Below are 12,067 nucleotides of genomic sequence, written 5' to 3'. Positions count from 1 at the left end.
TGATCAGTTGAATCGAGATGATTGTCGATCTTCCCGGCTCGGGGCGGAATCCGGGTGAACGACGTGGTCCAGGGCAGATGCCAGTACCGGCACGTGCCCTGGACCATCGCTCGGACTACTCGGGCAGCGGGAGGTGGCCGACCACCTTCTGACCGACGAACGCTGACTTCCGCAGCGCCTGGTAGGCGTACTCGCGCATCGATTGCTCGTAGGCGGCGATCGCGTCGAGCAGCGTCGGGTCGCCGTCGGCCGCTGCCAACAGGTGGTTGCCGAGGACGTGTGCGTCCCGCAGTGCCGTGTTGGCGCCGATGCCCAGTGCCGGGCTCATCGCGTGGATGGCGTCACCCATGACGGTCACGTTCGACGATTCCCATGGGGCGATCGGCACGCAGCTGCGGACGGCGAGGGCTTGCACTGTGGCGGTGTCCCAGAGCCGGGCGATTTCCACCAGGGCGGGGTGCCAAGTGCTCAGCCGTTGCAGCACGTAGGCTTTTAGCTTGTCCGGTCCGGCGCTGAACAGATCGGCGTCGGGGAGCATGTGTTCCGCCGTCGAGTTGAAGATGCTCAGCGCGTAGTTCTCGCGGGCTTCCTGCTGGAACTCGGGGTCCTGCTGGGTGACCAGAGGTGAGCGCGGGTTGGTGCGTTCCAGGGGGCCCAGGGTGAGGCCGGTGTAGTCGCTGTCGTAGGCCATGGAGAACGCGTTGTACAGCTGAGCCGGGAGCTTCGCCTTGGTCTCTTCGGTGAGGGGGATCTTGGCGGCGATCGATCGGGCACCGAGATCGGCGACCCGGACCTGCGGCAGCCGTTGGGCTCGCACGGCGGAATTGATGCCGTCCGCGGCGATGAGCACGTCGGCCTCGGCCGTGCCGCCGTCCTCCAGCAGCACGGTGACCGTCGAGCCCGGGTTGCTCCGGTAGCCGGTGACCTTCGCGCCGAAGTGCACGACCTCTTCGAGGCCGAGGAAAAGGATTCGGCGCAGGGTGGAGCGGCACACCGCGAGGTGTTCCGGGATCTCGGTGGGTACTCCGGTACCTGTGGACGCGGCCTTGTCGCGGGGTGGGCGCAGGTTGAGTTGTTCGTCGAAGAGCAGCATGTCATCGTCGGGCATGCCGCAGGTCGCCAGGAACAACTCCCACAACCGCGGTTCCAGGGCGGCGTGCAAGGCAGAGGTACCGGTCGAATTGATGTGCACGCGGTACCCGGCCTCGCGTGCCGAGAGGCCGTTGTCGCGCTCGTAGACGGCGACCTGAATGCCGTGACGGTGCAGATAGTGGGCCAAAGTCAAGCCGGCCAACCCGGCGCCGGCGATGACGATACGTGCTTTGGACACAGTGCTCCCAGTGCATAGTCGCGTACTCGGAACACACCGGGGCCCTGCCGTCGGGCAGGGAGGTTGCGCGGCCGGGGAAACTTGTCACCGGGCAGCGACCCGGACTACCAACCGGGATGCAGTTTCGTGTGCGTCTTGATTTTAGCTACCAGTTCGCACAGTGCGCAGTGTGAGGATCCGCTCTGGCCATGCTTGTTGACAAGCGCACTGACTTCTGGTCAGGCCAGCCTCTGCACGTTGATGCCGACAACCAACGCGGTGCAGCGGGATAACCGATCACCGAACCAGCCGTTTCGATTTGCCGCCATACTTGGCTGCCGTGCTGGTAGGCGCGAAGTTCTTTGCCCAGTGGGTCAATCGTCGCGCGAGGTGGACGGTCGGTTGGCGACGTCTGCGGCGTAGCCGGGTCGGGTGTTGCCTGCGTCCTGTGTCCAGCGCGTTGCTTGGTTGAGGCTGATGCCGAGGAGTCCGCTGAGCACCGTGGCTGGCATGTCGGCCGCCAGTTCGATCAGAGCGCTGCTGCGGCCGACGGTGGCGGGGACTCGGAGTGTTGCCAGCCGGCGCAGCAGCATCTTCGGTGACAACGGCTGGCCTCTTCGGAATCCGGGAAATATCCAAGCGGCGTCGGTAGAGCCGCCGGTCGTGGTGACTGGCAGATCAGTGAGCAGATCGCCCACGAGATCGCTGAACGATGGCGGCACAACAATCGGTTGGTCACCAAGCCGGATCTCCATGCCGTGGTCGGTGAGCCGGACATGGTTCGTTGTGAGTCGGGTGATTTCGGGGGCGCGCTGGGCGTAGAGGAGTATGAGCAGCCCGGCGACGCGGTCGGCCAGCGCGGCGGTGTCCTCCGTCAGCAGGCGACGGGCCAGGGCCCACCGCCGGTCGTGGTCGTTGAATACCTCTCAGGTGGGTTAGTTCTTGAAATGGGGTAGGTCGATGCCGTGGGTGTGACCGCTCCGGACTGCCCAGGACACGAATCCGCGAGCACGGGAGAAAGTGTCGTGGGTGAGCCACTCGTCGATGTCATCCTGGGTGCAGCTGGACAGGCTTTGGCCGTGGGTGCGTAGCCAGTTCAGCAGATGTGTACCGAACCGCGCCTCACACTCCTCGTTCCAACGGTAGTGCGGCGACGTGATGTAGTCACAGAAAAGACGGATCGACCCTTGATAGTTGAGGATTGTCGACTTCGCTCCGATCTAGATGTTGTTCAGCCCGCATGCGGCGTCGCAGAGGACGTCGCGTTCGATGGCGGTCAATTCGGTCGCGCGTGGCATGGTCGGACCTCCGACGGCGTTCGGCGAGAGGCGTTAGAGGAGGCTGGCCGGGGCAGCGCGGCGCGTGCGCTGTCCCGGCCGGCCTCGAACCGGGATTCGGCTCGCCCGGGGGAAGGCGTGCCGACTCGGGGTTTCCCGGTTCATTCAGGTGGCCTCATGTGGGGTGGTGTGCGGACGACTCCGGTCATCCAGGTCCCGCCGTGGCGCCGGTCAAGGCCCCGGTCCTGCGGCCGGGACGTCGATGTTCTGGGGTGGGCCTTGACCGGTGTCGCGGGACCTGGTCGCGTGATCGAGGTCGCACGACGCCGCGAGGTCACGGATGCCCGGGCGGCTGCGGCATCGGCCGCGGGGTCGCGATCGACTGTCCACGCGCGAAGGCGGGTACCGGAGAGCGCTCAGACGGTGGCGAGGACTTTGCGTAGGGTCTCGGCGGCGGCGCGGTCGTGCTTGGCCAGCTCGCCGGTTATGACCCGGGTCATGTTCCGTTCAGGGCGGCTGGCGCCGCGGATGATCGCTTCGTGCGTGAGGTGGGTGTTGACCGCCTGTATCACGCCCCAGCCGGTGTTCTTCCACGGGCTGACCCGGCTGTCGCTGGTCCACAGCCGGGTGAGGGCGGAGCGCTTGGTGGCCGCGTTGGTGCGCCCCCGGCCGGGCGCGGCCGGGATGGGGGTGTGGGCGTCGAGGAAGGCTTTCCAGGCTCGGTCGGTGACGGTGGTCTGGCACAGTGTCTTGACTTCGGCGGCGAAGTCGTCGGCGAGGGTGTGCACGATCTGCAGCGCCTGGCGGGCGGTGAGCAGCTGCAGGGTGCTGTTGCGCTTGTGCATGATGGCGTGGTCCTGGCCGTCTTCGCGGAGTCCGGCAGCCATGGTGTTGTCGCAGACGACGTTGGTGACGACTCGCTTGTAGCGGGTTTTGAGGCTGGCGTCGTGGCTGGAGCAGGCGAGCAGGTTGGGCCGGAACTCCACGCCTTCGGGGGTGGTGATGTTGTCGGGGACTTCGACGCTGACCCAGGCTTGCTTGCGGTTTCGCAGCAGGCCGGCGGAGCCGATGGTGAGGCCGTCGTCGAGCAGGGCGGCGACGTTGTCCAGCAGCCAGGTGCTGTATTGGTGGATTTCGTATTCGTTGGTGTGGATGGCGAGGACGTCGCCGGTGTCGGAGGCGGTGACGCCCAGGTGGTGTGTGGCGGGTCGGAGCCCGAAGCGGTCTTCGACCAGGACCCGGGCCGGTTCGGCGGTCCAGCTGAAGAGGCGTCGTTTGACGTCGGTGATGGGGATCGGTCCGGGGTAGTGGTTCGGTTCGGTGCCTTGGTCTTCGGCGCGGTAGTGCCAGGCGTGTCCGCGTTTGTCGGTGAATCCGATGAGGACGTTGGTGTTGAGCCACGTGCTGGTTTCTTTGGACATGTGGATCGCCCTTTCGTTGTTGGCGAGCGGGTGCGTAGGGGCGGCGGGCTCGCGGGTGGACGGGTCACGGCTCACCAGGCGGAGCGCCGGCGGTGCACCTGCCCCTGCGCTGCGTCGACGCTGGCGTCTGAACTCGCGCGTGGGCACCGCCGGCGCTCGCCTGGTTCACTGGGACCGATCCGCACAACGACGGCCGATCGCCTGGCGCGCTCGGGGTGAACCGCGGCGCAACGTCGCTACGAATCCGGTGACGTGGCGAAGGGAACGTGACCGGCACCGTTGTCGGCTGTCCGATGCCTGGGCAATCGAGCCGGTCGTCGGCTCTGATACCGCGCGGCCAGTGCTTGCCGAACCGCCGACGGCGGCGGGTCACACGGAGTCGGGGTAAGCGCCGACCTCGCGACACCCTGTTCACCAGCCAGATGCCAGCGGCCTCGGCAGGCCGGTGATTGCCGACAACCGCGTCATCGTGATCGTGTCGGCTCCGCACTGGCGACGTTCCACCACGGCTGTTCCGCATAGTGCAGGCTTCCGCGCGGACCGAGACCCGGACGCAATCCACGTCGGCGACACCCATATGACACGATCTGGTGCGCCATCGCCGTCTTCGGCTCGAGGCCAGCGAGGGCGTCGGTGCGGGGCGCAGGTGAGGGCCTCTTGACACGCGCGACCGCACTTGCTTCTCTTCGTGATTCACGCACTGGACTGGGGGATCTATGCAGCCACAATTCTCCGCGCCCGTTCCGCAAAGATCGATGCCGCGGGTTCGGGCACTTGCCGGGTGGCAGAGCGCGTCCGCGATCCTGATCATCGTGACCACCGCGGTCGGCGTCGCGGATGTCGCGGGCGAGTGGGGTGCGTTCCCCATTTCGGTCTGGCTGGTCGTGGGCTGGGCCTCCTTGGGGATCCAGGTCGTCACCGGGATCGTCTTCGTGCGGTGGCTGTGGCTCGCCCGCGCCAATGCCGAGGTGATCGAATCCGCCCAGCACCGGCACTCGCCGATGTGGGTGGTGCTCGGCTGGATCGTGCCGATCGTCAGCTTCTGGTTTCCGCAGATGGTCGTCCGGGACGTCTGGAACGCCAGCAACCCCCAGCGGCCGCGTGGTACGGGCCGGCTGTACCCAACGCCCGGCGCCGAGCTGGTCTCCTGGTGGTGGGCCGCCTTCCTCACTAACCAGGTGCTGTCGACGATCGGCGGCCGCCTCACCGAGGACGCGATGACGGCGCGCGACCTCGACACCGTGGCGGCGGTCGCCCAAGTCGCGGCCGCTGCGCTGATCATCATGATCAGCGCCCGAGTCACCGCCTGGCAGACGAACGCCCGCTGAGGATTTCCGCGCGGCTCGAACCGCGGTTCCCACGCCCCGTTCGTGCCACACCGTACGGCGTTCATCGGGGTAGCGGCCGGTGGGCCAGCTCGCCGGTGGCCACGATCCGATGCCGCCGGACCATCGGATCACGTGCTGCACAGGGACGCTCCCTCAAGGACTGGAGGGCCGCGATGTCCTGCTCCCGTGCACTGAGCAGGACGCCGCGGCCGGCAACGGGTCAGAAGTGGTTACCCCGCTGCATGGCGACTCGTTCGGCGAGGTGCTGCAGTTCTTCATCGAGGGCTGCGCCGCTGGTGTGTTGCTGCAGCAGGATCCCGAGGGTGTTCGTGCCGGGCGCGGTGGTGGCGTGGGCGAGTGCGAAGGCGGCGAAGTGCCGTGCCCGCCGGCGCAGCGCACTGGCTGCGGTGAGGGCGGCGAGCTTGGCTCGGATGGCGGGGTCAGCGGTACCGCGGTGCAGTGCCAGCCACAGCTGCTCGATCCGGCGGAGGTCGAGGTCGGCTGGTGGGACGAGCAGCGGCCCGTAGATCGTGTTGTCGCGTAGCGCGCAGGTGAGGGCGAAGCCGTTCTCGTCGTCGGGGAGCTCGCCGCGGGCGGCGTCGTCGAGGGCTTGTGCGACGGCGTCGTGGGTGCGGTCGTCGTAGCGCACGAGCAGGGGCAGCACGGTGCGGGCGAAGCGGCCGAGGCGGGCGGGGATGGTCTCGCCGCGTTCGGTGAACGGCAGTCCCCAGGGCAGCGCGGTGTCGGCCATGATCCGCAGTGGCGGTGCGAGGTCGATGGGGGTGGTGGCCGGCATGATGGTCGTGATGCGTCGGGGGTTGCGGTAGTCGCGCAGGTGGGCGCCCGGTTGGGTGTGCGGGGTCCAGTAGCAGCCGGTCACGGTGTGTCCGGCGGGGCGCAGCGCGGTCTCGAGCGCGGCGATTGCGGCGCGGTGGGGGAGTGGATCCTGGTTGTCTTGGCCGTCGCCGATCACGACGATGAGCACGTCGGCGTCGCTGCCGGCGGGCAGCTGGTCGCGGACGTTTGTGGCGAGCGCCGGGGTGTGGAGGGTGGCGAGGTCTGGGGAGGGGAAGGCCAGGACCGCTGGTGCCGTGGGGGTGGCGCGGGTGGGGAATCCGAGGACGAACAGGGTGTCCGAGGTGGTGTCGGGCAGGAAGCTGATCGCTTCACTGGGGGTCAGATAGCTGGTCATGGGCGGAGCAGCTCCCGTCGGTCGGCCCCGTCCCGTGTGGCGCGGGCGGAGCGGTGGCGGCTCACCTCCGGGGTGAGCCGCTCTCGCCCGTGCGCGCGCCCGGTGGCGGCCCCTGGCGGCGTGGAGATGACCGGGCGTGGCGAGGCCTGGGCCGCCGTCGGCGTGCGCTAGCGTCGGCCGGCCTCACCCGATGGGGAGTGCCTGCTCTCTCCTCACCCATTTCCTCGCTCCTCGAGCGCGGTGGTGGGGACAGCTCGCCGATGGGCACGTGGCCGATCGCGCGCGCACCTACGTGGGGCGTGTCCCCGAAAACTGTTGGTTGCGCGGTAACGCCTGCGCGAGAGCTGACGATCAAGCTGCCGACCAAGGGGGAGACATGTACAAGACTGTTGCGCTCACGTGCCTGGCGCTGGTCCTCGCCGGCTGCGCGGGTACCGAAGCCGCCACCCCGCCGGCGCCGTCGACCTCGGTTCCGGCTCCGTCGGTGACGGCAAGCACGTCGCAGGCGCCGGCGGTGAAGGACGCCACGGTCTACCTGCCGGTGGAGGACGAGGTGAACAAGGCGGGTCTGGCCGTGGAAACGCAGCCGATCGCCTACGTCATCGGTGAGCACACGCCGTTCCACCTGCTCGAGGCGTGCGGTGGTCTGCCCTCGGACCACTCGGTGCAGCGGGCAGCGCAGGGCATCAACTACGTTCCCGGCGGCGGCAAGGGTGCTTTCCACCAGCTGGTGGCGGAGTACGCAGGTGTGACCGGAGCCGATGTCGTGGCGAGCGTGAAGCAGGCGATCGCGTGCCGGAAGGCGACGTTCCACGACGAGCAGTTTCCGATCGTCGGCGACTTCTCGGTACCCGGCCTGGGTGACCCGCAGGCGGGCTTCTGCGCGAACCAGCGCCCCGGTTTCCTGGTGCGCTGCGTCTTGATCCTGGGCCATGGCAACCGTGCCACCTCGATCACCTTCGAGGGCAAGTGGAGCGACAGCCTGAAAGCGGTGAAGGCACTGGCCACGAAGACGGCACCGCTGTACGCGGCAGCGTTCGATCACGAATAATGTCCGCTTTGACTGTTGGTGGGCGCTAGTCCGTATTCGGTGAGAAAATTTCGGTGACCGGAATACGCCTGTTGGCCTATTCCGGATCGCCGTCGGGTTTGGCAGTGTGATCACGGGTTCGTCGGGGGCCCGGCTGTGTGCTGGTTGCTCTTGACGAGGGGGATCTCGTGTCTGTCATCGGTGCGCCTTGGCGCGCTCTTTTTCTCTGCGCCGCGACGGTTGCGGCAACGGTCGTCGCGGTCGCGCCGGCTCAGGCGGCGCCCTCGGTGCCGGATTCGGCTCCTGACGAAGTCACGGCAGCCGCATACGCCCGCGAGGGTGGCAAGCAGGTCGAGGTGACCTCAGAGACCACCGAGACATCACAGACCCTGGCCAACCCGGACGGCTCGTGGACGATGACGCAGTACGTCCACCCGGTCCGCGTGCAGCAAGCCGGGGAGTGGACGCCGGTGGACACCACGCTGGTGCGGCGGGCGGACGGGTCGATCGGGCCGAAGGCGGTCACCGTCGAGGTGACGCTCAACCCCGGCGGTGCCGGCTCGGCCACCAAGCCGATCGTGCAGCAAGGACAGGACGACAAGGAAGTCGGCCTGAAATGGGCCAGCGACCTGCCCGTGCCCACGCTGACGGGCGACACCGCCGTCTACGCGAACGTCCTCCCGGATGTCGACCTCACGGTGAAGGCGGCGCCTCAGGGGTACACCGAGAACCTGGTCATCAAGACCCCGGAGGCAGCGAAAAACTCGCAGCTGCGCGAGATCTCGTTCGGCCTGCACACCCGCAACACCACGGTCTCGGTGGCCGAGGGGGAGGGGCGCGGCACACCGGCACAGGCTGCCCCGACCGATGGGCTCGAGGTCAAGGACACCGCCGGACAGGTCGTATTCGCCGGCGACGCGTCGCGGATGTGGGACTCCTCCGGCGCCGGTTCACCCGCGGAGCAGCAGCTCGGCGAGGGCGGTGGCCGTCGTGAAGCGGTGATGGACGTCGCGCTGGGGCAGGGCGAGGTGACGATCAGCCCGGATCAGGCGTTCCTGGCCGATCCCGCGACCCGGTATCCGGTGTCGCTGGACCCGGACAACTGGTGCACCTCCTGCGGGATCCAATCGCACGTGGTGGTCCAGTCCGGTTTTCCGCGCGCGCACAACTGGAACGCCTCGACCGGGGACCTGTCGAACCTCAAGGCAGGCTACGAGAGCTATGACAGTGCGGGAACGTCGCGGTCGTACATTCAGATGAGCTCCGCTCGGCTCGGTGGCACCGTGGTGCACAGCGCAACGCTGAACACGACGATTCAGCACAGTGCCAGTTGTGATCCGGCGCCGACCGGGTTGTGGTTGTCCAATCCCGCTACCCCCGACACCAGCTGGGAAGCGCAGCCGGGCTGGGCCTATCAAGTGTCGACGATGAACGTCGCGAACTGCCATGACGCTACGGGCGTCGCTGGGGAGTTCGATGCCACCCGGGCGGCGAAGGACGCCGCGGCGAACCGCTGGCAGAGCACCTGGTTTGCGCTCGCGGCCGCCAACGAGGGCGATGGCATGGCGGCGTGGCGGCGGTTCGACCTGAACCCGTACTTCCAGGTGAACTACGACTCCTACCCGAACCCGCCGGCGAGCTTGTCGATGCAGAACGGCCTGCTGCCGTGCACGTCGGGTGCGAACCGGCCGTGGGTGTACACGAAAACCCCGCAGATCGCGGGCCGGGTGTCCGACCCGGACGGCGGCACCGTCTACGGCAAGTTCGCCGTCGCCTTCGGCGCGCTCGGCCACAACGTCTACACCCACGACAACGCTGCCAACCTGGTGTCGGTGGGCACCGCGGGGCCGAACCAGCAGGCGACCGCGCAACTGGCCGCCGTACCGGCCGGGTGGATCAACGACGACGGCATCTACAACTGGTCGATGCAGGTCACCGACGGCGAGCTATGGTCGGGCTGGGTCGGCAACTGCGAGTTCACCGTGGACACCAAGATCCCCAAGCCGCCGGTGGTGGCGATGGCGTCGTCGACCGACCCGAAAGTCCAGGGTGATGCCGTGGAGTTCAGCGTGTGGACCGGAATGGCCACCGACAACTTCTACGACATCGACCACTTCATCTACACCACGGACGGTTCCGAGCCGCAGCCCCAAGGCTCTCCGACCGCACCGGCCACCCAGGGTGTTGACGCGAACGGCAAGATGGTCGCGACGACGGCGCTGAAGGTGGTTGCTGCCAACGGCAACCAGAACCTGATCAAGGTCAAGTCGGTGAACAAAGCCGGCACGCCCAGCCCTGACGCTTCCTGCGTCGTGCTCGCCGACTCCAACCCCGCCTTGGACGGCCCGTCCTGCTCCTACCACGTCCAGCCACTGACTCCCGGCAAGAACCTCGTGGCGGCGTGGAGCGCCGACGAACCGTCCGGCGCGACGCTGACCGACACCGCGTCGTCCACGCCGGACAACGCAACCCTGGCCGCCCACGCGGCGACCGTGTCCGGCGGGACAACCCGGTCACCCGGGTACAACCACGGCAACACCTGGTCCCACCCCGACACCGGTGGCTACAGCGACGGCGTGAAGGGCGCGATCACCCTCGACGGCAACAGCGGTTACGCCCAGACCGGCGACCGGGTACTCGACCCGTCGAAGTCCTTCACCGTGGCGGCGTGGGCCAAGCTCACGGACACCGCACATTCGCAGACCGTCATCGCCCAGGACGGCACTCAGTCGGCGCCGTTCATCCTGCAGTACAACAAGGAACGCAACGCCTGGGCACTGCGCATCACCGCAGGAGACCAAGCCGCGCCCAGCGAGCTACGCGCGGTCTCGGCCAGGCCACCGCAAACAGGAGTGTGGACACACCTCGCCGCAACATACGACGCATCCACCCGCGTCGCGACGCTGTATGTCGACGGAGCCAAGCACAGCACGGTGATCGCTCAGCCCTGGGCCGCGACCGGCCCGACGGTGCTGGGCGCCGGGAAGTGGGCCGGAGCCCGCACCGACTTCTTCCACGGCTCACTTGACGACGCGCAGGTCTGGCAGCGCGCACTCTCGGCGCAGGACGTGCACGACCTCGCCGGCACCGTGGTTCCGCTCGCGAACTACGGCCTCGCGGAAGGCTGTGGTCCGGAGCTGATCTCCGCGACGTCACGCGTTCCCTCCCTGCAAGGCAGCTGGGCGCTGGGGCAGACCAGCGGGAACATCGCGGCCGACAGCACCGGTCACGGCCACGCCATCAGCCTCACCGGCGGCTATGCGTGGGTGCCCGGTCACGGCGGCGGCGGGCTGCAGCTCGACGGCGCCAGCGGCTACGGAGCCACCAGCGGGCCCGTCGCGAACACCGCGAACTCGTTCACGGTGTCCACGTGGGTGAATCCGGCGGACCTCAGCGGGGACTACACCGTCCTGTCCCAGGCCGGCGGCAACGCGGCAAGCTTCGTCCTGCGCTACGACAAAGCCGCGAACCGGTGGGCGTTCGGCATGTCCTCGGCCGACGACACCGCCGCGCCCTGGACGTGGGCCACCGGCACGTCGGCGCCGCAGGCCGGGACCTGGACGCTGCTCACCGCGTCGTTCGACCGGGCGACCCTGCGCCTCGGCGTGGCGGTGAACGGCGTGCGTGAGGCGGACGCGGCTGTCACCACCGCCTGGACCGGCACCGGACCACTGCTGCTCGGAGCCGAACCGGGTGGGAAAAAGCCGTTCAAGGGCGTGCTCGACCAGGCCCGTGTCTGGTCCGCCGCCTTGACCGATGACCAGGTCGCGTCGATGAGCGGATTGCGCTACTTCGACTCGGTCACGCGGTCCGCGGCCACGGCGAGCGGCGGAGTGGCACTGACGAGCGAAACCGACAGCGCCGGCACGCCGGTCGGGTGCGCGGCGCGGTTCGACAGCAGCGGGACCGGGCGGGTCGTCGGGCCGCGTCCGGCGAACCTGCGGACCGAGAAGTCCTTCACCGTGGAGGGCTGGGTCAAGCACACCTGGACCGACGCCGACGTCAGCGCCCGCGGGCCGGTTGATCCGGAAACCCGCACCATGATCAGCACGGACGAGTCGCAGTACTCGCCGTTCTTCCTCGGCTACCGCCCCTACAAAGACGCAGGCGGACGTGATCACGGTGCGTGGAGCCTGATCGTCACCGTGCCCACCGGCAACGGGATCTTCGCCTCCACCGAGTACAGCGACCTCGACACGGTCGACAACCAGTGGACCCACCTCGCGGCGACCTACGACATCTCCACCAAGACGATCGCCCTCTACGTCAACGGCGTCTTGCAACGCGGGGTGTTCTACACCGCCTCCGGAAACGCCACCGGGGTCGACGTGGGGGCCAGCACCGGCACCCTGCTGATGGGTGGCGGGGTGTGGACCGGCCAGCACACCAACAACCTCATCGGTTCCATCGCCGGTATCAGGGTCTACTCCGGGGTGCGCAGCGGGTCCGATGTGCGCAACGACTCCCTCAACGACAATCCCCAGCTGCTGTTCCAAGGCTGAACGCAGCG

The 12,067-nt window shown here is 68.1% G+C and carries 7 protein-coding genes; 3 read left to right on the top strand and 4 right to left on the bottom strand.

All coding sequences use genetic code 11. The features are described from left to right. Positions 1-115: 115 nt before the first annotated feature. The 3 genes from H4696_RS51270 to H4696_RS17110 form a co-directional block, all read right to left on the bottom strand. Positions 116-1,330 carry an FAD-dependent monooxygenase gene (locus H4696_RS51270; protein WP_192782355.1) on the bottom strand — a complete coding sequence of 405 codons (1,215 nt, stop codon included), beginning with the start codon at positions 1,328-1,330 and terminating at the stop codon, positions 116-118. Between the two features lie 353 nt (positions 1,331-1,683). Then, positions 1,684-2,064, bottom strand: a complete 381-nt coding sequence (locus tag H4696_RS17115) for a hypothetical protein (protein ID WP_143265434.1) — start codon at positions 2,062-2,064, stop codon at positions 1,684-1,686. 938 nt (positions 2,065-3,002) lie between these two features. Beyond that, a complete protein-coding gene (locus tag H4696_RS17110; protein ID WP_249027247.1) occupies positions 3,003-4,154 on the bottom strand; it encodes a DUF932 domain-containing protein in 1,152 nt (383 codons plus the stop codon). Between the two features lie 665 nt (positions 4,155-4,819). Here H4696_RS17110 and H4696_RS17105 point away from each other — a divergent pair. Continuing rightward, positions 4,820-5,335 (top strand): DUF4328 domain-containing protein, encoded by a 516-nt coding sequence (locus tag H4696_RS17105; protein ID WP_158104433.1) that lies wholly within the window; start codon positions 4,820-4,822, stop codon positions 5,333-5,335. A 220-nt stretch (positions 5,336-5,555) separates the two neighbouring features. Here H4696_RS17105 and H4696_RS17100 read toward each other — a convergent pair whose 3' ends face one another. Continuing rightward, complete coding sequence (locus H4696_RS17100; protein ID WP_192782354.1) at positions 5,556-6,527, bottom strand: DUF4192 family protein; 972 nt, start codon at positions 6,525-6,527, stop codon at positions 5,556-5,558. Positions 6,528-6,795: 268 nt separating this feature from the next. Here H4696_RS17100 and H4696_RS17095 point away from each other — a divergent pair, with 268 nt between their 5' ends. Next, positions 6,796-7,578, top strand: coding sequence for a hypothetical protein (locus H4696_RS17095; protein ID WP_192782353.1), 783 nt, complete (start codon positions 6,796-6,798; stop codon positions 7,576-7,578). Positions 7,579-7,913: 335 nt separating this feature from the next. Further along, complete coding sequence (locus tag H4696_RS17090; RefSeq protein WP_249027023.1) at positions 7,914-12,059, top strand: LamG domain-containing protein; 4,146 nt, start codon at positions 7,914-7,916, stop codon at positions 12,057-12,059. Positions 12,060-12,067 lie beyond the last annotated feature (8 nt).

The sequence above is a fragment of the Amycolatopsis lexingtonensis genome, from assembly GCF_014873755.1.
GTDB classification, from domain to species: Bacteria; Actinomycetota; Actinomycetes; order Mycobacteriales; family Pseudonocardiaceae; genus Amycolatopsis; species Amycolatopsis lexingtonensis.
This window is presented reverse-complemented; position numbering and strand designations above follow the sequence as displayed.

What these genes read in the sequence shown, in the direction of transcription:
- H4696_RS17115 (WP_143265434.1), bottom strand. Translation starts at nt 2,064, where the DNA reads ATGGAGATCCGGCTTGGTGACCAACCGATTGTTGTGCCGCCATCGTTC.
- H4696_RS17100 (WP_192782354.1), bottom strand. Translation starts at nt 6,527, where the DNA reads ATGACCAGCTATCTGACCCCCAGTGAAGCGATCAGCTTCCTGCCCGAC.